Source organism: Streptomyces sp. BK340, assembly GCF_007827595.1.
Classification (GTDB): domain Bacteria; phylum Actinomycetota; class Actinomycetes; order Streptomycetales; family Streptomycetaceae; genus Streptomyces.
This window is the reverse complement of record NZ_VISR01000007.1, coordinates 244,822-267,402: the sequence shown is the minus strand read 5'-3', so window position 1 is coordinate 267,402 and position 22,581 is coordinate 244,822. Positions and strand designations below refer to the sequence as shown.

Below are 22,581 nucleotides of genomic sequence, written 5' to 3'. Positions count from 1 at the left end.
GGGCCCTGCGGGCGATCGGGCTGCGTCAGCCGTCGGACTCCGACGACGGGATGTAGGCGCCCGGCACGTCGTTCGGGGCGTAGATCTTGTTCTCGCCGGGGTACGGCATGCTCCAGTTGTGCGTCTGGTACCACGTGAGGTGGTTCATCTGCGCGGGGTTCGCGTAGTCGGGCACGGCGTGCGGCCCGGTCAGCCGCTGCTTGGACTTCCACGCGTCCCACTCGGCCGCGAGCTGCCGCTTGTCCGCCGGCACCTTCGACGACGGCACGGCCGCCGCCTTGGGGTCCTGCGGCGCGGGGGTGTCCACACCGCAGGAGGGCGGGGTCTTCAGGCCGTCGGTCAGTGAGGTGCGGTTGGGCAGCGCCGTGAACGGCGTGAAGTCCGGCTTCCTGGTGAACGCCCCGGCCATCGGGCTGGCCGCGCTGTCCTTCTGGTTCATCGGGTGGATCCCGAGGATCTGTTCGATGGTGCGGATCATCGTGATCTGCGAGTAGTAGTGGCTGTCGACGGTGCCGTGCCGGGCCCAGGGACTGATGATCTGGATCGGGGCACGGTGGCCGTCGACGTGGTCGAGGCCGGCCTGGGAGTCGTCCTCGACCACGAAGATCGCCGAGTCCTTCCAGTACTTGCTGTGCGAGATCTCGTCGACCATCCTGCCGACCGCGAGGTCGTTGTCCGCGACCTGGGCCGCCGGGCTCGCCGGACCACCCGTGTGGTCGTTGGAGAGCCAGAACATGTTCAGGTTCGCCGGACCGTTCTTCTCGAAGTCCTGCTTCCAGATCTCGTACTTGTAGATGTCCGGGACGCTCGTGTCGAACATCGGGAAGCCCGGCACCGACACGTCGTTGAGCGACGGGATCGCCGAGCCCGTCTGTATCGGGTAGGCGGTGTTCTGCCCCGTAGCGTCCATGTTCTTGGCGTCGCAGTACAGGTTCTGCCAGGAGGCGTCGGACGGCTTGCTCTCGATCGACTGGAACTCGCCGAAGTCCCGTACGGTCTTGTCCGCCGCCTGCGCACCGGTCCACAGGAAGCCGGACCTCTGGTGGCCGAGAGCGTCGTTCTCGGTGTCGTAGCTGCGCGCGTACTCACCGGCCGAGGACTCGGTGTACTCCGGGTCGTCGGCCTGCATCAGCCAGTTGTGCCCCTCGGCGGAGTTCGTGCCGATGTCGTAGGTGTTGTCGTACAGGCCGAACTGTTCGGCCAGCGCGTGCTGGTTCGGCGTCACGTTCTCGCCGAACTGTGTCACCGAGGGATCGCCGTCGCCCTTCGGGATGTCACCGAAGACCTGGTCGTAGGTCCGGTTCTCCTTGACGATCAGGAAGACGTGCTTGATCGTCGAGGGAGCGCCGATCCGCTGCGGGACGGGGACCGGCCTGCCGTGGGTCCTGTCCTTGGCCAGCTCGACCGAGCCGGGGGTCCAGCCGTTCTGCTTGAAGACCTTGGCCGTCTGGGACCTGATGACGCTGTCGTCCGGCAGCGTGAAGCGCTGCACGCTCGACGTGGTGTCGTGGGTGCCGTGCCCGGTGGTGTTGGTGGGCCGGCGGGCGTCGATACCACGGGTGTTGGAGACCAGCACCTGGTTGCCGACGGTGGTGATCTCCGCGGGGAAGTAGTCCGTCGGGAGCAGGCCGACGTAACTGACGGGCTCCTGCGCGCTCTTGTACCGGTAGACGGCGACCGCGTCGGCCCGGCCGAGCGTCACCAGCAGACGACCGTCGTCGGTGAGCGTCACCGCGTTGGGCTCGTAGCCCACCGACGCCTCCGGCCACGGCCGGGTGTCGATGGTCTGCACGACCGTGTCCTTGCCGGTGTCGATGACCGACACGTTGTTGGTGGCGGTGTTGGTGACGAACAGCGCCTTGCCCTTGGCGTAGAGGGCCGTCGGGTGCAGGCCGACGTCGATGCTCGACGGGGCGGCCTGCGGGTTCGCCAGGTCGATGACGCTGACCGTGCCGGTGGTGGTGGCACCGGTCTTCGGGTTGGCCGGCACCTGGGTGCCGTACGAGTTCATGGTGGTGTCGCCCGGCTCGGCCGCACGGCCGCCCTCGTTGCTGACGTACAGCTTCTCGCCGACCTGGACCATGTCGCGCGGGGCGTTGCCCACGGCCCAGCTCTGCTTGACGGCACCGGTCGCCGCGTCGATGGCGACCACCCGGTTCTGGCCGTTGACCGCCGAGTACACGGTGGAGCCGTCGGCCGAGAAGACCGCCTCGCCGACGAGCGCGTGCTTGGCCCCGTCCGCCGGGATCTTGACCGACGTCGGGTCGGTGACGGAGCCGTCCGGGTTCACCGTGAACCGGGTGTAGCCGTCGGTCTGGCCCAGCCACAGCTGCTTGCCGTCGGGCGAGTACGTGGGGCCTTCCTGTCCCACGCTGTTGCTGCTGAGCCGCGGGACCGAGGACGCGGCGGTGCCGACGACCTGCTGCACCTTCCAGTTCTGCACGTCGACGATGGCCAGCGCGCTCCCGCCGTCGGTGACCGAGGCCGCGAGGCGGGTGCCGTCCGGGCTGACGGAGGACGACATGATCTTGCCGTTGTCGATGACGAGGCGGTCACCGTACGGGGCGATGTACTGGTCGCTGGAGATGACCTGGCCCCGGTCGGTGGTCTGACCGACCTGATCGGTGCCGAACTGGTGTGTCTGGGCGTAACCGATGCCGGTGGTGACGGCGAGGACGACCGCGGTGGCGGCTGCCGTGAGGGTGCTCCGGCGACCGAGCCGTCTACCGCGAAGGCCCGTCCCGACAGTCCTGCGGTTGCGAGTTACCTGCATGGAGTCATTCCTCCGAGGGGCGGAGAAGTTCGACGTTGCCGTCGAACTGCCAAAGTGGGTTCGGTGCGTCGCCGGTCGGTGTCCGCACCAGGAAGTACCCGTTCACTTCCTTCGGTCCATCGCCGTCGGCCATGAACCGCCCGTCTGGGGTGACGTCGAGTTGATAGATGGCCGTGCCTGCGGCCTCGACGCCGGGCAGATGCCACGAGACGACGCAGCGCCAGTCGTTGCCCGGTCCCTCGGCGGCGACTCTGATGCTGCCCTTGTTGCACGTCGCCGTGACCCTCAACTGCGCTTCGGTGACGTCGGGGCGGTTGAGCTGCTTCGTCTGCATGCGATAGAGGTGGGCGAACGCCGTGGCGAGCGAGCGCTGCACCTTGTCCTGTTCCACGCCGGAGCCGGTGGCCCCGGTCGTCGCGGCGACGACCGCGGCGGTCAGCGCCACCACCCCGGCCGGCGGCAGGGCTCCGATGACCGCGCGGCGCCCCGAGCCGTCGTAGGCGGCGTTGGTGAAGTCGCGCCGCACGAACAGCAGATAGGCCGGCGCCGTAGAGAGCACCGCCCACACCAGGCTGACCACGATGCCGATCAGGAGCGGGCCGAGCTGAGCCGGGCCGGTGAACAGACCGTTCCAGGCGATGAACGCGTAGCTGGGCAGGGCCAGTCGTACGGCGGCGGGAAGCGGCATCATCTGCGCGAGCTGCATCGCCAGCGCGACGCCCGCGGGCAACAGCAGCCCCATCGGGGAACGCCCCAGCGCAACGGACCCGAGCAGTCCGATCCCGGCGAGCGCCAGCGTCGGGGCGAGTACGCAGACCCAGGCGAGCAGGACCTTTGCTGCCGCGTCCGCAGGTGTCAGCAGGTGGCCGTCGAGACCGACCAGCGGCTGGTTGCCCACTGCGAGGAGGCCGCCGGCCGTACTGGAACAGGCCAGCCCGGCCACGAGCAACAGCAGGACGGTGAGACTGGCCAGTGCCTTCGCCGCGAAGATCCGCCTGGGCGACCGGACCACCACGAGCAGGTGGCGCCAGGTGCCGAGCCGGTCCTCGGAGGCGAACACGTCGCCGGCGACCACCGAGGTCAGCAGCGGGAGTGCCCAACTGCCCGCGAAACCGAGCATCACCAGCGGTCCGGCCCATCCCGTGGCGTGCATCCAGCGGCCGAAGAGCGTGTCGACGGGCAGCGTGCTCTGCCGGCTCACCGCGGCGACGAAAAGCGCCGGCGCGATCCAGCAGGCGAGGACCAGCAGGCGGATCCGCCATTGCGAGACCAGCTTGACCAGCTCGAAGCGGTAGCCGCGCGCAACCGAGACCGGGCGGGCACGGGCAACGTTGTCGGGGGTGACGGTCGCGGTCATCGGCGGGTCCCCTCCTGTGGCTCGGTGAGGGCGAGGAACGCGGCTTCGAGCGGGGACACCACGGGGGCGAGCTCGCGCAACGCGATGCCCGCGCCCACCAGTTGCACCACGAGTGCGTCCAGGGCGGGCACCAGCGCGCGCACCACGAGAGTCTCGGTGCCGCGCCGTGCCCCGGCGTCGTCGACGATCCGGATGCCGGCCGCGTCGGCAGCCAGCCGCCGGGCGGCCTGCGGGTCGGAGGTGAGCAGCCGGTAGTCGAGTTCACGGTTCTCGGCGGCCAGCTTGCCGAGCGGGCCGGAGAAGACGACCCGTCCGGTGGCGATGACGGTGACGTCGGAGCACAGTGCCTGGAGGTCGTCCATGCGGTGGCTGGAGAGAACGACACTGGTTCCGTCCGCCGCGAGCCGGTTGAGGACACCGTGTACGTGCTTCTTGCCGGCCGGGTCGAGGCCGTTGGACGGTTCGTCCAGCACGAGCAGCCGGGGCTTGGTGAGCAGGGCTGCGGCGAGCCCGAGTCGCTGACGCATACCGAGGGAGAAGCCGCGGGCCTGGTCGTCGGCGACGTCGGTGAGCCCGACCTGGTCGAGCACGTCGTCGACCCCCGCCGTCCTGGCGTCGCGGCCGCGGAGAGCGGCCAGCGAGGTGAGGTTCTGTCGGGCGGTGAGCGAGGGGTAGAGACCGGGCCCGTCCACGAAACCTGAGACACCGTCGGGAGCGTCGAGTGTCCGCCGGACCGGCGTGCCCAGGATTTCGAGGCGGCCGCTGTCGGCGACGGCCAGGCCCAGCAGGAGACCGAGCAATGTCGTCTTGCCGGCGCCGTTCGGTCCCACCAGGCCGTGTATCTGCCCCTGCGCCACATCCAGATCGACGCCGTCGAGCGCGACGACGTCGCCGAAGCATCTGGTGATCCCGCGAGCCCGGACTGCGAGAAGTGTGTCCATGAGTCCCTTCTTCGAGTCCCTTCTTCCGAAACCTTCAGGGACCTTAGGGACAGCGCACAACGCAGGCACAGACGGCCGGTTGAACCCTCATGGAACGAATCGTCAAGGCGTCGTAAGCCCGGGGTGCACAAAACGGCTGTCGTCGAACCAGACTTGGGCATCCCGGGAAGTCGAGCGACCTGGTGTGAACCTGTGGTCAGCTTCCCGTTTCCCGGTCACCGGAGACGGGCAGCGGGCCGTGCGGGCGCCCGGCGGTCAGGGCAGTGTCCAGAACCGGACCGTGACGAGGTAGAAGACGACGGCCCAGAAGGCCATCGCCACCGCGACGACACCGAGGCCACGGAGGTTGGTTCTCAGCGCCGGTTCGTCCGGCGGTGGCCGCAGCCATCGCCCGAGCAGCGGGTTCACGTAGTACGGCATGGTCAGGAAGCTCATGATGAAGCTCGACAGCAGGTTGCCCACGAGCAGGCTGATCCAGAGCCGCATGTGCAGCGGGGACAGAGCGAGCGTCAGCAGCACGACGGTCGGGTACAGGCCGACCCAGATGGCGAGGGAGGTCCTGGTCTCGGAGGGCGGCGGCGGTGCCTCCCTGCCATTGCCCTGGAAGGCGAACCAGCTGCCGAACGAGTTGTCGATCGTACGCAGTTTGAAGTCGCTGAACCTCTCGCCCTCGGCCAGGATCCGCTGCCGTTGGGGCGACGTCAGCCAGGCGTCGAGGTGCTCGGCGCTGTCGTAGCGGTAGAGCGTGGTCCATTCCTCCTGGAGCCCCTCGATGGGGCGGAAGAGCTCGGTTCCGCGAAACCCCTCGAACTTGCTCTCCTCCTCGACCATGCGCTGCTGCCAGTCCAGGAAGTCGTCGACCTGGTTCGGGGGAACGCGGTGCGTGACCACCACGGTGACCAGCGGATCCAGGGACTGGGTGCCGCTGCTGACCACCTGCTGGGTCGCCGGTCCGTCGAAGTACTTGGCGCCGACGTCGAGATACGTCTGCCTGGTCCCGCTGTTGATCCACGCCTGCAGGTGCGCCACCGAGTCGAACCGGTACACGACGACCCAGTCGGGTTGCAGCGCCGTCGGCCGGGAGACCTCGGCGCCGAGGAATCCTGGGTAGTAGGCGGCCGCGCCGTTGAGGCCTTCCTGCCACGACTCGAACTCCTGGTCCATCCCGGGCAGGACCTTCTGGCCGATGATCGCCGTCGCCGCGGAGGCCACGTTCTTCTCGGTGTTCATGGTGGCTCAACCTGCCGACACCGACTGCTCCGCGGGGAGTCGGCCGTAAATGCGTTCCGGAGTCAGCGGCAGCGCACGGTAGCGGACGCCCGTGGCGTCGTGCACCGCGTTCGCGAGCGCGGGGGCGACCGGGTTGATGCAGCACTCCGCCATCCCCTTCCCCCGCATCGGCCCCACCGAGTCCGCCGAGCCCACCAGGAGGACCTCGGTACGGGGAATGTCGGCGTAGGCGGGGATGCGGTAGTTCCGAAGGTTCGGGTTGACCATGACGCCGCTCTCGTCGACGTGATGGTTCTCGGTCAGCGCGAAGCCGAGTCCCTGGGCGACGCCGCCCTCCACCTGTCCCCGGACCTGCGCCGGGTTGATGATGACCCCCGCGTCCGCCGCGTGCACGCTGTACAGGATCCGTATCTCACCCGTCACGCGGTGCACGGCGACCCGGAACCCCTGCGTGTTGGAGGTGACGCTCCGGGGCGAGCCGTACGCCTTGCGCGCGGCGGTGAAGCGGATTCCACGTCTCCGGGCCAGCGCGACGAGTTCGGCCAGCGACACCCGCCGGTCCCCGCAGACGACTCCGTCGTCGTCCATCGTGCACATGACGACATGGACGCCCGTGTGCGCCGCGGCGAACTCCAGGATGCGGTCACGTACGGCATTGGCAGCCCGCAGCACCGCGTTGCCCGCCACGAAGAGGCCCGCGCTCGCGAAGGCACCGGTGTCGAAGCCCGTGCGGTCGGTGTCGGACTGCACCAGACGGATCCGTGACGGCGTCGTGCCCAGCTGGTTGGCTGCGATCTGGACATGGGCCGTGGAGGTTCCCTCACCGAACTCGACGGTCCCGACGGCCACTTCGTAGATGAGATCGTCGCCCAGCGTGACCCAGGCCTCGGAGAGGTGTTCCGTCGGGGGCGCGGTCTCGTGGAGGGAACTCGCCACGCCGGTTCCGACGAGCCACCCGGGTCCGGGGGCCGGCCGGCCGGCCGTGCGGGCCAGGGCGTCACCCACCAGGTCGATGCATCTGGCGAGTCCGTCCTCGGTGAAGATCACGTCGTCCGGTCCGTCGTGCAGGGCGACCAGGGGCTCACCCGGCCGCACGATGTTGCGCCGGCGCAGTTCCAGCGGCTCGATGTGCAGGGCGCGGGCCAGTTCGTCCATGGCCGACTCCACGGCGAACGCCGGCTGCGTCATGCCGTAGCCGCGCAGCGCCCCGCTCGGCACCGTGTTCGTGTAGACGGAGTACGCGTCGTACTTCTTGTTGGGGCAGCGGTAGATCATGACGGCAGCCCCGCCCGCGTACAGCGTCTCGCCGCCGTGGTTGCCGTAGGCGCCGGTGTTCGACACGTTGCGCACCTGGAAGGCGGTGAGCGTTCCGTCGGCCTTCGCTCCGAGCCTGACCGTCAGGGTCATCGGGTGCCGCGGCGAGGCCGTGGTGAACTCCTCCTCGCGGGTGAACTCGAGACAGGTGGGCCGCCCGGTGTCCAGGGTGGCGAGCGCGACCAGGTCCTCCGTGATCACCTCCTGCTTGCCGCCGAATCCGCCGCCGACGCGCTTGCAGAACACCCTGACCTGGTCCGGGCGCAGCGCGAACAGGTACTCCAGTTTGACCTTCGCGATCGACGGTGACTGGGAACTGGTGCGGACGTTCAGCCGCCCGTCCTGCATCCAGGCGATCGAACCGTGGGTCTCCAGATGCGCGTGCTGCACCCGCGGGGAGAAGTACGTGCCTTCGTGGATCACGTCGGCCGCCGCGAATCCCGCTTCGACGTCGCCCACGTGCGAGTGGAGTTCGATCAGGATGTTGTGGACCGGGTCACGGACGAACGGATCGTCGGATCCGTGCAGTTGGGGTGCGCCCTCGGCCATCGCCGCCTCGGGCTCGAACACCGCCGGCAGCACCTCGTACTCGACCGCGAGACGCCGGCAGCCCTCCTCGGCCGCCCCGACCGTGTCGGCCAGGACCGCGGCGACGCGCTGGCCGGCGAAGCGGACCGTGTCGTCGAGGATGTAGGTGTCGTCCGGGTCGACCAGGTGGTCGGTGTGGATCGCCGTGGTGAAGCGTCTGCGGGGTACGTCCTGCCAGGTGTAGACCCGGTGCACGCCGGGCACCGCGAGGGCGGCGCTCTTGTCGATCGAGAGGATCCGGGCGTGCGCGTGGGGTGAGTGCAGCAGCTTGAGGTGCAGCATGCCGTCGATCCGCGTGTCCATGGTGAACTCGGCGTGCCCCGTCACCACGTCGTGGCCCGCGGGCGCGCCGACGCTCGTCCCGACGGCCTTGCCCGGTGCCGCCGTCTGCACCGCGCCGACGCCCTTCACGGCGTCCTCGATCGCCCGGTATCCGGTGCAGCGGCAGAGGTTGCCCTTCAACGCCCGTGGCAGATCCGCCTTCTGGTCCTCGGTGAAGGTCGCTGACGTCATGATCATTCCTGCGGTGCAGAAACCGCACTGGAACCCCGGGGCGTCCTCGAACTGCCGCTGCATGGGGTGCGGGGCGCCGGGCCGCCCCAGGCCCTCGATCGTGGTCACCTCCCGGCCGTCGGCGCGGAACGCGGGGGTGATGCAGCTGTGTACCGGGGCGCCGTCCAGCCACACCGTGCAGGCGCCGCAGTCGCCCGCGTCGCACCCCTTCTTGACGCCGAAGTGGCCGAGTTCGCGCAGGAAGGTGCGCAGGCACTGACCGGGAGCCGGCTCCCGGTCGTATTCCCTGCCGTTCACGAGGTAGCTCATGCCAGGTCCCCAGCCGTGAGTTCGCGGCAGATCTCCTCGGCGAAGTGCCGTGTCAGATGCCGACGGTGGTCAGGGGTCCCGTTGGGATCGGCGAACCAGACGTCGGCCGGCAGGGCATCGATGCTCTGCCGCAGGGTTCGGGCATCGGGCAGGGAGTCGAAGGCCATGCGCACCGGCCGCGTGGTGCCGGCGGTGATGGTGAGCAACAGGTCGTTCGCTCCCGGTCGTTGCGTGCCGACGAGGAACACCGTCGAACGGCCGAGCCGGGTCAGTGTGAAACGACGGTGCGCGGTGCGTCGGCGCAGCGCGTGCTCCGGAATGGTGATGCGCCGAAGGATCTCCCCGGGGGCGAGGACGTTGCGGTGGTCGCCCGTGACGAAATCGAGGGCGTCCACAAGACGTACGGAGCCGTCGGGCGCCCACAGCTCGTACTGCGCCTCCAGCGCGACCGTCAACGTGATCATCGGGCCGGCGGGCAGGGACATGCAGATGTTTCCGCCGACGGTCGCCGCGTTCCAGACCTTGAACGAGGACAGGAACGCCTCACAGCTCTGGCGGAAGAGAATTGCGGCGGTCCAGCCCTCCGGCCAGGGAAAGGCGTACAGGTCGCGAATGGTGCAGGTGGCGCCGATCTCCAGACCCTCGTCCGACGGAACGAGAGGCTCCCAGCGCAACGCCGTCAGGTCGACCAGCCGTCGCAGGTCCGGCTGCTCCGTGGAATAGAGCCATGTCCCGCCTGCGAGCCAGGCGTCACCCTCGTGCCAGTCCCGGCCCGGCCGCTCGGACGGTCGCCGGACTACTTCGGTGATGGTGTTGAGGTCCATGGAAACCGGCCTACGGGGAGAACGGACCTACGGGCCACGAGAGACAAGCGGGCACACGCATATTTGTGACATTTTATCGCAGCATGCGGATGAGGGCCCGGCCGAAAACAACCGAAAGTATCCGATAAGCAGCAGACAGTCACGTGCGAGTCCATGGAGCGCCGCTGACATGAGCCAGAAGATTCACCAGTAAAGGACCCAGCCGTCCTACGGGGAGATCAGGGCGCTCGCCCTCCAGGCCGAGGACTGCGGCTTCGACTTGGTCTGGGTCTTCGACCACCTGCTGTTCCGCGACGCCCAGGGACCGAGCGAGGGTATCTGGGAGTGCTGGACGGTGTTGTCGGCCCTGGCCGAGGCGACGGATCGTGTGGAGCTCGGCACCCTCGTGCTGTGTACCGCCTTCCGCAACCCCGCGGTGCCGGCCAAGATGGCCGTGACCCTCGACGAAGTCAGCCGGAGCCGACTCGTTCTCGGCCTCGGATGCGGATGGCACGCCCCGGAGTTCGAGGCGTTCGGCATCCCCTTCGACCACCGGGTCGACCGTTTCGAGGAAGCGCTGCAGATCATCCTCGCGCTGCTGCGGTCGGGCCGGGCAGACTTCTCGGGACGTCATCATCGGCTGCGCGACGCAGAGTTGCGCCCCCACGGTCCGCGCCCCGGCGGTCCACCCGTCCTGGTGGGGGCGCGCGGCCCCCGGATGACCGCGCTCGCGGCCCGGTACGCCGACCTGTGGAACGCCTGCTGGTTCGGCTCCCCCTCAGGTGCCGAGGCGACCCTGGCCCGGGTGCGGCAGACCTGCCTGCGCGAAGGACGCGATCCGGCGACGCTGGGCATCACTCTCGGCGTCAACGTCCGGGTGACGGACGGCACTCGGTCCGACGCCGACGGCGCGGCACCATCGGCGGCCGACGTCCTCGGCGGCTCACCGCAGGACGTCGCGGACGGCCTCCTGAGGTACGCGTCGCTCGGCGTGGACCACCTGGCCCTCAACCTCAATCCGCACCACAGGGACACACAGCGGCAACTGGCCGCTGCGTTGCGGTTGTACCGCGCGGCGTCCCGTCCGACGACAGGAGTGCTGAACACATGACCTGGACCATCGACGAGTCAAGGGTTCGGCCGTTCCTCACGGCCGCCGAGCGGCACGATGTCCCGGCGCTGCTGTGGAACGCCCTGCAACCGGGCCGGGCCTTCCCCGGCACGGACCTGAAGCGGCAGATCTCCTCACCCTGCCGGTCCGGCTGCCCGCGGCAGGCGGCGGCCTGAACCCCTGGGAGGTGAGCCACGACCAGTTCCGGCATGCGCTGGAGAAGGGCTGGATCGAGTCCGTGGCCGATCTCAGTCGCTTCCACGCCAGGCGGTACGTCCCTTCCACGGTCGGCCGCATGGTGATCCACTCCGGCCACACACTGCACCAGGTCGCCCCCAGTACCCGCGTCGAGCCCAACGACGAACGGCTCACCCTCCAGGGGCACGGCGTGTGGTGCGACGGCCGGTGGCTGCTGTACTGGTGACGGCGGCGCCTTCGGCGGTCACGGTGGAGGCGTCGAGGATCCTGCCGCTGGGCCCGCCTGCCTGATCACGCGCGGACTACCGGTCCCGGAAGCGGTCCTCGAGCATTTCGACGAGACCGGGGATCACCCCGTCGGGTGACGGGCTGTAGTGCGGCACGGCCCAGCGTGTGATCTTGGCGTCGATGAGCGTGGGCCGGCCGGAGACCAGTGCCGCGCGGAAGGCCTCCTCGAACTCGTCGAGCGTCTCCACCCGGTGGCCGTCGGCGCCGCAGGCCCGCGCGTACGACGCGAAGTCCGGATTCCGGAACTCGACGAGAGCGGACTCGCCGTAGGTGGCGACCTGGAACATCTTGATCAACTTGAATTCCGCGTCGTCGAAGATGACCCAGATGACGGGAATGCTGTTCTCGACGGCGGTCATCAACTCGAAGCCGGACAGCGAGTAGCAGCCGTCGCCGCAGCCGACGACGACCGTCCGCTCCGGGTGCGCGACCTTGAGGCCGATGGCTCCGTTGACGTGACCGGCCATCGGCCCGAAGGCCCCGGCCTTGCGGAAGTTCTGGCCCTCCTCCAGCTCCGCGTAGTACCCGAGCCAGGCCAGATGGGCCCCGGCGTCCGCGAGCAGCACGCCCTGCGGCGGCAGCATCCGGCCGATCGCCTGCGCGAGCTGCGCGGGGTGGATCTTCCCGGTCAGGTGGGTGACATGCCGAGCCTCGTAGTCCTGGCTGTCGACCTTCACCGGCGGTACTTCACCGACCCGCTTCGCCAACGCGTCGACGAGGGCAGCCACCGCCGGGCGCGCGTCGGACAACAACGCGTAGTCGGGCCGATAGGCCTTCCGGAATTCCGTCTCGGCGATGTTCACCTGGATGAGCAGCTTGTTCTCGAACAGGTCCGCGCGGTAGTTGAACGTGGCGTGCTGGCCGAGGGAGTTTCCGATGCACAGCACGATGTCGGCCTCGCGGAAGGCCTTCCACGCGCTGGAGTGACCGCTGTCCGCGAAGACTCCCACCGCGAGCGGGTGTCCCTCCGACACGATGCCCTTGCCGTCCAGGGTGGTGAGAAGCGGTATCTGAAACCGCTCGATCAGGTGCTTTATCTCCGGTCCGGCTCCGGAGCGGACCGCTCCGAATCCGACCAGCGCCACGATCCGTTTCCGCCGCCCGATGGCGTCGGCCAGTACGGAGGCGATCTCCTCGACCCTCGCCGGGTCGGGCCGCACGGGCGCCACGTCGAGCCGTACGGGCCGGAAGTTCGTCACCTCGACGCCGTGCTCGGTCAGGTCTTCGGGCACATGGATGTGCACCGGGCCCGGCCTTCCCTCGAACGCGAGGTTGACTGCCTCCTCCAGGACGTCACAGGTGTCTGCCACGTCGGTGAGCAGGAACGACTTCTTGGTCGTGGCCGCGAACATGGCCTGGGAGTCGGGAGTGCGGTTCAGTCCGGAGGTCTCGTTGAGCGAGCCCCATCCGCGCCATTTCATCCGCGCGTATCCGGAGACGGCGAGGACCGGGTACGAGTCGGACATCGCCACGGCCAGCCCGGAGAACAGGTTGAACGCCCCGGGCCCCGCCGTGGCGAAGCAGAACCCCAGTTGTCTGGTGTACATGGCGTAGCCGCAGGCCATGAACGAGGCGGCCTGTTCGTGTCGCGTGATGACGGGCCGGATCTGCCGCGAGTGCTTCAGGGCCAGCATCAGGCCGGCGGCGTTCTCCCCGGCGCCGCCGAAAGCGGCGCGTACACCGATTCCTTCCAGGCCCTTGACGATGGCCTCGTACACCCTCATGGTTCTTCTCCTCCGTACTGGCGGTCGACGGCGGAGTTCTCGCGCGCCGCTCAGCTGGAGCTCGTGGTACCCGCGCCTCGGCGAGTCACCACTGTGCGGGGTCACCCGTGGGCACACGGGCGCACATCCCTCTTCCGTCAGCGTAGAACAGGGTTGCCGCGCAGGCATCCGGTCCCACGGCCACAGCCGCCGTCGGCCTGGCACTTCCTGCCACACGCCGCGCGTGCGGGGGCCGTCGCGAAATGCGAGCGGCGCCGGGTTGCGCGAACATGGTCGAGTGGCCCGGCGGTGAGGAGACCCGCCGGCTGCCCCTCCTCGACCGGAGGCTCCGTGCCGCTCCACCCCCGCCGGAGGATGGAGGATCCCGTATGACGGAGACCGGCATCCGCCGACGGCGCTGCGGCGCGGCCGACTGCATCGACGCGGCCATCGAGATCCGGCCGACGCGATGCCCGACGCATCATCAGCAACGCCCGCGACGGCGGTCTCCGGCAGGTCACGGCGTCCGCGGCGGGACGCGCGGGCGGTGGCGCGAACCTGCGTAGGAAAGGCATGGCGCAACCATGAGCAACGCAGAACAGTACGAGCGGTACGAGGGCGGCAGCGCGGAGGCCGAGCGGCTGGTCTTCGAGGAACTCGCCAAGGAACTGATGCGTGTCCAGGTGCGGAACAGGAAGTCCAGCGGGGCGGCGTCCTTCGCCAGGACCTTCCATGCGAAGCCGGTGCTCGGTGTGGAGAACGCCCGGCTGAGAATCCACGACCAGGTGCCGCCCGATCTGCAGACCGGCTTCGTCCGGCCCGGTGCCGAGTACCCGGTCACCGTCCGGCTGTCCAACGCCAGTGGCGCCCCGCAGGCCGACTCCCTGCCCGACATGCGCGGCGCGGCGCTCCGCGTCGAGGCATCCGACGGCACGCACGACCTTCTCATGACGAACTTTCCGGTGTCCCACGCCCGCAACGCCCGTGAGTTCGTGGCGTTCGCCAGAACGATGGCGGGCGCCCGCACCCGCCCACAGAAGGCGTTCGCACTGTTCGTCAAGTTGCCCTTCGCCGTCGGCTGGTCCACCGCCGCCCGGATGCGCCGAAACGTGCGGGCCGGAGCGCGCGGCGATGTGCGCAGCCCGGCCCTGGAGACGTACTGGAGCCGCGGCGCCATCCTGTGGGGCGAGGCCGGGCCGGTGCGCTACCAGTTGCGCCCCGTGCGGGGCGCACCCGACGCGCCCGCACCACCCAGCGCCGACCCGGACCAACTGAGCCGCGAGCTCGCGCAGCGCCTGGCCCGCGGCGACATCGCCTTCGAACTGCTCGTACAGCGGTATGTCAACGAGGCGATCACCCCCGTCGAGGACGGCTCGGTGGAATGGCGGGAGGACATCGCACCCGCGCTGCCCGTGGCCACCCTGACCGTCCCCCGCCAGGACGTGGCCGGCGCCGAGGCTCGCACGGCCGCGCGCCGGATCGAGGAGCTGGCGTTCAATCCCTGGCACACCACGGAGGAGTTCCGTCCGCTGGGCAATCTCAACCGTGCCCGCAAGGCCGCCTACCAGGCGAGCAGCTCGCAGCGGCTGGGCTACCGCTTCACCACCGACGAGCCCCGGCGCAACAAGCTGTTGAGCGCTCCCGTCGGTGCCGCCTTCCGCGTCCTCAACCGGCGGGTGCCCTGGTACCGGCTGCCGTTGCCGGCCGGCCTGCTCAACCTCGTCTTCCTGCGCAAGACGTTGCGTACGAAGAACCTCATCGACACGGATCACCACGAGGCACCGCCGCGGCCCGTCCCGGTGCCGCCCCCGATCGACGAGTCGCTGCGGGTCGCCCGCAGTTACGACGGCACGTTCAACGACCTGTCCGCACCCGCGATGGGAGCCGTGGGCGCGGCCTTCGGCCGCAACATGCCACCGGTGCTGCGCCCGGACCTGTTCGACGAGCCCAGCCCGTACGAGGTCAGCAGGCTGCTGCTGCACCGCGACACGTTCCTGCCCGCCCGGTCCCTGAACCTGCTCGCCGCCGCCTGGATCCAGTTCCAGGTGCACGACTGGGTCAACCACAGTCGCTACCCGACGGGTACCTCCAGCGTGGAGGTACCGCTCCCGCCGGACGTCGAATGGCACAACACCCCGGGCGGTCCCGCGGAACACATGATGCGCTTCGCCGAGAACGTGTCGATGACAGGCGACGGCGCGCCGGTCCACTTCGCCGACTCGGCCTCCCACTGGTGGGACGGCTCGGAGCTCTACGGCGGCGACGAGAAGGCCGCCCGCTCCCTGCGCGACACCGACGGCGGCGCGGGCCTGCGCCTGGAGGACGGACATCTGCCGCTCGGCCCGAACGGCATCCCGCTGACCGGGGTCCGCGAGAACTGGTGGCTGGGCCTCAGCCTGATGCACACCCTCTTCGCCAGGGAGCACAACGCGGTGTGCGCGGCGCTGCGTCGCGAGTATCCGCGCATGGACGAGGAGCGCGTCTACCACACGGCACGGCTCGTCGTGTCCGCGCTCATCGCCAAGATCCACACGGTGGAGTGGACACCGGCGATCCTCGCCACCGAGGCGATCGACATCGCGCTGAAGACCAACTGGCAGGGCCCGCCCGCGAAGTGGCTGGAACGGCTGGGGCTGTGGCTCTTCGAGGCGCACTCGCTGACCGGTATCCCCGAGACCGTGCCCGACCACCACGGCGCGCCCTACTCCCTCACCGAGGACTTCGTCACCGTCTACCGGATGCATCCGCTGATCCCGGACGACTTCGAGATCTGCGACCACCGCATCGGACGGCGGCTGGACATCCTCGCCTTCGACGACGTGCAGGGCGCCGCGGCCGAGCCACTCATCCGCAAGACCGGCCTGCCGGACTCGCTGTACTCGTTCGGCATCGCCCATCCCGGTGCGATCACGCTGCACAACTTCCCCCGCGCGCTGCAGCACTTCGAGCGGGACGGGGAAATCATCGACCTGTCCGTCGTCGACCTGGTACGGACCCGGCGACGCGGTGTGCCCCGTTACAACGACTTCCGGGCCGGCCTGCACAAGGAGCGGATCCGCCGCTTCGAGGACCTGACGGCCGAGCCCGGGACGCTGGCGCGGCTGAAGGAGCTCTACCGCTCGGTCGACGAGATCGACACCATGGTCGGGCTGTTCGCGGAGAACCCGCCGACCGGATTCGGATTCAGCGACACGGCCTTCCGCGTCTTCATCCTGATGGCGTCCCGGAGGCTGCAGAGCGACCGTTTCCTCACGGTGGACTACCGCCCCGAGCTCTACACGCCGCTCGGCATGGACTGGATCGAGCACAGCGGCATGACCGAGGTCATTCTGCGGCACTGCCCGGAGCTGGCGAGCTTCCTGCCCCGCGACGCGAGCGCCTTCGCACCGTGGCGGCCGGTGCTGACTCCGCCGAACGGTGCCCACGGCACGGAGTCCTGAGTCAGACGGTGTTCCAGAGGCGGTGCCCGTTCCTGGGGCAGTGCCCGTTCCTGAGGCAGTGGCTGTTCCTGAGGCAAGGAGAGGACGGACCATGACGGTGTCCACCCGCCATCGGGGGCTCGAAGCGCTGCTGGCGCGGCCGCTCCTGGAGACCATCTGGCGACGGCGCACCCACCGGGTCGGCCGGGGTGCGGCCGTCCCTGCCGGCTCGATGAGCTACAGCTCGTCCGACGTACCGCTACCGCTCGGTGAGCTGGAGGAGGCGGTGCTGATCGCCCTCACCGGCTGCACCGGGCTCACCATGCCGGACCGGCCGTTCGAGGATCCGCGCGACGGCAAGCCCATCATGGCCAAACCGAACCTCAACATGACCGGCCGCACGGCAGGCAGCCCCGACAACGCGCAGGGCACCCACTTCTTCATGATCAACGACAGTGGCACCTACTATCTGCGCAAGCTGCCGCCGTCCCCGGACGCCTCCTTCGAGCCCGGTGCACTGGTCGAGCGGGCCAGGCAGGCCAAGGTGCGGGTTCTGGACCACCGCCTGGACGTCGCCGAGGGCATGCGCGACTTCCCGGCCTACCTGGACTCCAACCGTGTGCTGTCCAACCTGCCGGGCAGCACCGTCTTCCTGCCGGTCGTCGACCTCTCGCACCAGTACATCAACGGCCTGATGTACCTGCTCACCCAGCCGGACGGGGCCCGGCCCACGCTGGTCGACGACCGCAACTTCTACCGCCCCGCCGGAGTGCGCACATGGGTGCGCAACGGCTTCCTGAACAAGGACCTCAAGCTTCCGCTGGGTGTGCTGGGCCCGCTGCGGACCCAGATCGAGGCCGAGCTGCTGCTGCAGAACCTCATGCTGACCGCGGACGCCATGGGACTCGGCGCGTGGATCCATGCCTCGATCAACCCCCAGATCATGCTGGGTGACCCGAAGTTCTCCGCCCGGTACGGACGGATGCTGGGCTTCGACTTCGTCACCCCCCGCTGGCGCCCGCTGGACCTCCCGCGCTGGCAGCTGCCGCTGCCCCGGTTCGCGACCGCACGGTCCCATCCGGTCGGGCTCAGCGTCGACGGCGAACCGCTGATCACAGCGGCCTGTCCCCCGTACCACGCGTCGATGTCGGAGGCCGTGGACGCGGTCGTCCAGGCGAAGTTCGGTCCGAAGGGCATCTATCACGACAAGGACCTCTTCACGGGCATCTACCGCGACGACTACGGGCAGCGCTACCTCGCCGAGGCCCGGGAGTACGACCAGCGGGTGATCGAGTGCGCCCGCGACGTGTGCGAGTACATCCACGCCACGCACGGCCGGTTCCCCGCACACGTCGACGCCATTCAGGTGCCCGGCATCTGGCTCCAGACGCACCATCCCGAACTCGGTTACTACGAACGATTCTTCCGGGACGGCCTGACCGAGGCGCACAGGGAGCACGCACGGCGGTGGGACACCTGACGCCTCAGAACTACGACGTTCCACCCCATGCCCCCTGACCTGCACATTCATACGGTATGGCGGGTCATCGCAGCTCGGCTGCGCGTCGATCGCGACCGGATGGGCATTTCAGATTAAATCATGCCGTATATAAGATCATCGACATATCGGCGTGGTTGATAGTGACTCTGGCATATCCGACATTACGCTGCCGCTGTTGACCAGCGACATCGAAAGGAATGCCGTGCCCCTCAAGCTCCACCACGGCCGTCGGCCGGCCGCGAAGCCTGCGCTCCCGCGCTTGAAGTCCCGTGTCGGCGGACGCCCGGGACGGCTGTGGACCGCCGCCGTAGCCGGGGCCCTGCTCGCCGGGCTGAGTCCGGTGGCGGCCGGTGCGCCACAGGCCGCCGCCGCGACAGGACACAAAGACGATCCGACGCAGTACTGGAACAAGGTCCTGCTCCAGACATTCCGCAATGCGCGGGGCTGGGACGCCTCGCCCGGCAAACTCTCCAGGTCCGGGGCGGTGGTCTTCGCGGCGATCTACAACGCGGAGAGCGCCTACCAGTACACGTACGGAACCCTGAAGTACGAGCCGTACCTCAACCGGCCGCTGAAGTACGCCGACAAACACTCGCGGCCGGGCAAGGACGAGGAGGAGCGGCTGATCGACCGCACGGCGTACAAGATCATCTCGCAGCTGTACCCGGGCGACCAGGCGTACATCGACGCCCAGTACAGGGCCCGGACCGGCAGCTCCCCCCACTCCTACGACCCCCTCGACCGCCTGGTGGTCGACCCCGTGGTGAGGCAGATCAACAAAGCCCGGGCGGGCGACGGTTCGGACAACTCGGCGGTCTACAGCGGTGACACCACCACACCCGGGGCCTGGCGGCCGACGGGTGAAGCGGACTGCAAGAAGCCGAGCGACGCGGTGACCCCGAACTGGGGCAAGGTGAAGCCGTTCGTGCTCCGCTCCGGCTCGCAGTTCCGGCCTCCCACTCTGCGCGGCTTCACTTCCTACGCCGATCTGGTGGCCAGCCCGGAGTACGCGAGCCAGCGCGACGAGGTGCGACGGGTCGGCGCCGTCGACTCCACCGAGCGCACCTACGATCAGACCGTCGTCGGCTGGTTCTGGGACCACGATCTCGACGGCACCTACCACCCCCCGGGGCAACTGCTCGAACTGACCGGGATCGTCGCCAAGAAGTTCAAGCTCGACACTTACGAGACCACCCACTTGTTCGCGCTGTCGGCACTGTCGTTGGCGGACGCCGGGATCGCGGCCTGGGACAGCAAGTTCGACTCCCCGATCAACGAGTGGCGCCCGGTGTCCGCGATCCAGGCGACGGGCGGCGCGAACGCGACCTGGGAGCCTCTCAGCTCGGACCGTTCAGGGGCACCGTTCACCCCGTGCTTCCCCGCCTGGACGTCCGGGCACGCCAACTTCACGGCCGCGTGGGCAACCGCGATGAAGCACTTCTTCGGCCGTGACAACGTCTCGTTCGTCGCACATTCCGAGGACCCGCACACACTCGAGGCGTACCGCCAGATGAAGAGCTTCAGCCAGGTCGCCCAGGAGGGCGAGTTCAGCCGACTCTGGCTGGGCGTGCACTTCCGCTGGGACGCCGAGGACGGGAGGGGGATCGGTACCAACGTCGCCGACTACGTGTTCGCCAACGCGCTGCTGCCGACACGATCGGGCCATCCGCATCAGCAGTGAACCGACACCGTGACCCACGCCTGGGGCGCGGGGGTGACAGGCCCGGCCGTCACCCCCGCCTGCGGCCGGATCGGCGGCCCGGGTGACGGACGTTCGCCGATCGTCCTCACGGGAATCGCCTCACGATCGCCGACGTGATCGCATCCGGTGTGTGTTCCTGGATGAAGTGCCGCGCACGTGGCAGCTCGACCACGTCCAGATCGGTGAAGGCGGCACGCATCCTCGGGATACAGGCGTGCGGACGGAAGACCAGGTCCTGCATCCCCTGCGTGTGTGTCTGAGCTGTTTGGCGGTGAGTCTCTCGTCCTTTCGCGTGGTGGGTCTGGCGCGTGCGCGGCCGACGGGGACGGCACCGGTCGACCATCGGTGAACTGGCCGATGGATCGCAGGAGGAGCCTGCGGCCGCTGCGTGAGGGTAGGTCGCTGTGATCGACAGGCGGGACGTGCTGCGAGCAGGTGTGCTGGGCGGCGTCGGTGGGGCGCTGGGGCTGCACGCACCGGAGAGTGCGTCGGCGGCACCCGAGGCAGTGGGGCCGGTCGGCGCTCGGGACTGGAAGCGGTTGGCTGACGCACTGTCCCCCGGCGCTACCCTCTACCGGCCGTACGGCTCCGAATACGTGTCGCTGGCCGTGCCGTTCAACCACAGGTACGCCGGAGTTCTGTCTGCCGGAATCGTCGCCTGCGCGACCACCGGGGACGTGTCCGAGGCGATCCGCTGGGCTCGCGCGGTAGGGCTGCCCGTCGTACCGCGCTCCGGGCTGGGACACAACTACGCCGGGTATTCCACCACCACGGGCCTGTTGCTGAACATGGCCCGCATGAAGAGCATCGTCACCACCCCGACGCCGGGCGATGCCCGCTCTCGGGTCTACGGGCCGATGAAGGTCGTGCACGACGCCGGTACCGTCACCGTGGGGGCCGGCGTCACCAATGGCGACCTGCATCCGCTGTTGGAGGACCACGGCATGTTCGTGCCGACCGGTCGCTGCCCCAGCGTCGGGGTCGCAGGGCTGGTGCTCGGCGGTGGCATCGGCTTCAGCGACAAGATGTTCGGCCTGACGTGCGACCGGCTCGTCGCCACGACCGTCGTGCTCGCCGACGGACGCACGGTCAAGGCCGGCAAGGACACGCACTCCGACCTGTTCTGGGCCTGCCGCGGCGGAGCCGGCAACAACTTCGGTGTCCACACCTCGTTCACCTTCCAGTACGAGCAGTTCAAGGGCGCCGTGGGCTTCTACCAGCTCCGCTGGAGTCTGGACTCCGCGCTGCCGGTGATCGCCGCCGCGCAGCACATCGCCCAGGACACCGCGAACGACAAGCGCTTCCATCTACGTCTGGGCATCGGGACCAACGGGACGACCAGGACGCAGATCCATGCGAACGCCAACGTCAACGCCATCGGCCAGTTCTACGGCACCGTCCAGGAACTGCGTGCCGTCCTCGACCCGCTGCTCACGATCGGCACGGCCGGGGAACGCGCCCGCAACCGCGCTTCCGTCCGTCAGGTCACGCCCGGTGAAGCGAGCGAACTGCTGAGCGCCACCACACCGATCGATCGCTTCGCCACCAAATCGGCGATCCTGGACTCCCACACCCTCCTGACCGATCAACAGGTCGGCGCGGCAGCCGATCGCCTGCTGAAGTGGCCGGGCAGCAACAACGAGGACGGAGCGGGGTTCGCCATGTTCGCCCTCGGCGGTGAGATCAACCAGGTGGCGCCGAACGCGACCGCGTTCGTGCACCGCAACGACCTCTTCGTCTTCGCCGCCGAGACCTCGTGGGCGGACTACGACCGCCCCGACGTCGCCGAAGCCAACCTCCACTGGCTCAAGCAGTTCTACGACGACATCTTCCCCGGCAAGTCGCCCGCACAGGCATACCAGAACTTCCCCGACCCGACGCTGAAGAACTGGCGGGAGGCCTACTACGGCACGAACTACCGCCGCCTGGTCGAGGTGAAGCGGAAATACGACCCGAGCGGCTTCTTCCACTACCCGCAGGCGATCGGCACGAGTTGAGCCCGGACGGCGAGGTTTCTCATGCTTGGAAATCCTCGCCGGCGTAGACATGGACGGGCCCTGGTCACCCAGGACCCGTCTCACCCCACGGGACGCGCGGGGTCGTCAGGCGGTCAGTCCGTCACGACCACAGTTGGTAGACATTTCCGTCGTTGCACTCGTGCGTGTAGACCTTGTTGTCGTCGTTGGCGTCGAGGCATTCGCCGGTAGCCACGTTCTGCAGTTTCCAGCCGTCACCGGTATTGATCTCGTGCCAGCGCTGGTAGTTGTTCTGGCCGCTGCTGCAGGCCTCCACGTAGGCGTCGTGGTCGGTGTACCCGGCGAGGCAGGAGCCCGGGACCTCCGCCATCCGCTCGATCCAGACGTCGCCTCCGACATTGATGTCATGCCACTTCGCGGCGCCGAACGAGCAAGGGTAGAGGCCCACGTTGTTCCAGCCGAGGTGGTGGTCCCACATGCCGGAGAGGCAGCCTCCACCGCGCTTGTGGTTCCACACGACGTCACCGTCGGCATGGGCCGCGGTGCTCACCCCGACGACCAGAAGCGGCGCGACGAGTGCCGCCCCCAGCACGCGCCCAATACGCTGCCGAATCAATTCAGTTCCCCCTGTGTCGCACTTCGGTCATTTCTTCCGGACTCCCCCGGAGTCCGGACCACGCGGGCGCCGACTCCCCGCCGGCGCCACACGCAACCGTATGCAGCCGCCCACCACCGGGCAGTACCAAAAGACCGCCGGAACGCGTCCCGCCGCCATCTCACCCACGTGACCTGCGACTTGGGACACCGAGCCTCCGCATCCCTGGGACGTCCCACGATGCCGGCTGCGGTGCGACC

15 protein-coding genes and 1 pseudogene are annotated in these 22,581 nt (G+C 68.9%); 7 read left to right on the top strand and 9 right to left on the bottom strand.

What is annotated here, in order from left to right; all coding sequences use genetic code 11:
- Nucleotides 1–25 precede the first annotated feature (25 nt).
- The 6 genes from FB157_RS16660 to FB157_RS16635 form a co-directional block, all read right to left on the bottom strand.
- A complete protein-coding gene (locus FB157_RS16660; RefSeq protein ID WP_145880390.1) occupies nt 26–2,773 on the bottom strand; it encodes a bifunctional YncE family protein/alkaline phosphatase family protein in 2,748 nt (915 codons plus the stop codon).
- Between the two features lie 4 nt (nt 2,774–2,777).
- On the bottom strand, nt 2,778–4,130 hold the full coding sequence (locus FB157_RS16655) for an ABC transporter permease (RefSeq protein WP_145880388.1): 1,353 nt from the start codon (nt 4,128–4,130) through the stop codon (nt 2,778–2,780).
- Nucleotides 4,127–5,071 carry an ABC transporter ATP-binding protein gene (locus FB157_RS16650; protein WP_145880387.1) on the bottom strand — a complete coding sequence of 315 codons (945 nt, stop codon included), beginning with the start codon at nt 5,069–5,071 and terminating at the stop codon, nt 4,127–4,129. Before FB157_RS16650 ends, FB157_RS16655 begins: the two co-directional genes overlap by 4 nt.
- A 255-nt stretch (nt 5,072–5,326) precedes the next feature.
- Complete coding sequence (locus tag FB157_RS16645; protein WP_145880384.1) at nt 5,327–6,301, bottom strand: antibiotic biosynthesis monooxygenase; 975 nt, start codon at nt 6,299–6,301, stop codon at nt 5,327–5,329.
- A 6-nt stretch (nt 6,302–6,307) separates the two neighbouring features.
- Nucleotides 6,308–9,025, bottom strand: a complete 2,718-nt coding sequence (locus FB157_RS16640; RefSeq protein ID WP_145880382.1) for a molybdopterin-dependent oxidoreductase — start codon at nt 9,023–9,025, stop codon at nt 6,308–6,310.
- On the bottom strand, nt 9,022–9,849 hold the full coding sequence (locus FB157_RS16635; RefSeq protein WP_145880380.1) for an FAD binding domain-containing protein: 828 nt from the start codon (nt 9,847–9,849) through the stop codon (nt 9,022–9,024). Before FB157_RS16635 ends, FB157_RS16640 begins: the two co-directional genes overlap by 4 nt.
- A gap of 214 nt (nt 9,850–10,063) precedes the next feature.
- Between FB157_RS16635 and FB157_RS16630 the strand changes: the two are divergent.
- From FB157_RS16630 to FB157_RS16620, 3 genes and pseudogenes are all read left to right on the top strand, one after another.
- Nucleotides 10,064–10,939 (top strand): annotated as a pseudogene (locus FB157_RS16630) (LLM class flavin-dependent oxidoreductase); the annotation flags it as partial.
- A complete protein-coding gene (locus FB157_RS16625; RefSeq protein ID WP_145880376.1) occupies nt 10,936–11,115 on the top strand; it encodes a hypothetical protein in 180 nt (59 codons plus the stop codon). The pseudogene FB157_RS16630 and the gene FB157_RS16625, both read left to right, overlap by 4 nt.
- Before the next feature lie 11 nt (nt 11,116–11,126).
- Nucleotides 11,127–11,363, top strand: a complete 237-nt coding sequence (locus FB157_RS16620) for a hypothetical protein (protein WP_145880374.1) — start codon at nt 11,127–11,129, stop codon at nt 11,361–11,363.
- A 76-nt stretch (nt 11,364–11,439) separates the two neighbouring features.
- Here FB157_RS16620 and FB157_RS16615 read toward each other — a convergent pair whose 3' ends face one another.
- Nucleotides 11,440–13,149 (bottom strand): thiamine pyrophosphate-binding protein, encoded by a 1,710-nt coding sequence (locus FB157_RS16615; protein ID WP_145880373.1) that lies wholly within the window; start codon nt 13,147–13,149, stop codon nt 11,440–11,442.
- Between the two features lie 563 nt (nt 13,150–13,712).
- Between FB157_RS16615 and FB157_RS16610 the strand changes: the two genes are divergently transcribed.
- From FB157_RS16610 to FB157_RS16600, 3 genes are all read left to right on the top strand, one after another.
- Nucleotides 13,713–16,568, top strand: a complete 2,856-nt coding sequence (locus FB157_RS16610) for a peroxidase family protein (RefSeq protein ID WP_145880371.1) — start codon at nt 13,713–13,715, stop codon at nt 16,566–16,568.
- Nucleotides 16,569–16,659: 91 nt separating this feature from the next.
- A complete protein-coding gene (locus FB157_RS16605) occupies nt 16,660–18,027 on the top strand; it encodes a hypothetical protein (protein ID WP_145880369.1) in 1,368 nt (455 codons plus the stop codon).
- Nucleotides 18,028–18,223: 196 nt separating this feature from the next.
- On the top strand, nt 18,224–19,729 hold the full coding sequence (locus FB157_RS16600) for a vanadium-dependent haloperoxidase (protein ID WP_186581539.1): 1,506 nt from the start codon (nt 18,224–18,226) through the stop codon (nt 19,727–19,729).
- Between the two features lie 106 nt (nt 19,730–19,835).
- Here the strand turns inward: FB157_RS16600 and FB157_RS16595 are convergent, their stop codons facing one another.
- Nucleotides 19,836–19,991, bottom strand: a complete 156-nt coding sequence (locus FB157_RS16595; RefSeq protein ID WP_261386343.1) for a hypothetical protein — start codon at nt 19,989–19,991, stop codon at nt 19,836–19,838.
- 163 nt (nt 19,992–20,154) lie between these two features.
- Between FB157_RS16595 and FB157_RS16590 the strand changes: the two genes are divergently transcribed.
- A complete protein-coding gene (locus tag FB157_RS16590; RefSeq protein ID WP_145880365.1) occupies nt 20,155–21,747 on the top strand; it encodes an FAD-binding oxidoreductase in 1,593 nt (530 codons plus the stop codon).
- Nucleotides 21,748–21,868: 121 nt separating this feature from the next.
- Here FB157_RS16590 and FB157_RS16585 read toward each other — a convergent pair whose 3' ends face one another.
- Nucleotides 21,869–22,318, bottom strand: a complete 450-nt coding sequence (locus FB157_RS16585) for a ricin-type beta-trefoil lectin domain protein (protein ID WP_145880363.1) — start codon at nt 22,316–22,318, stop codon at nt 21,869–21,871.
- Nucleotides 22,319–22,581 lie beyond the last annotated feature (263 nt).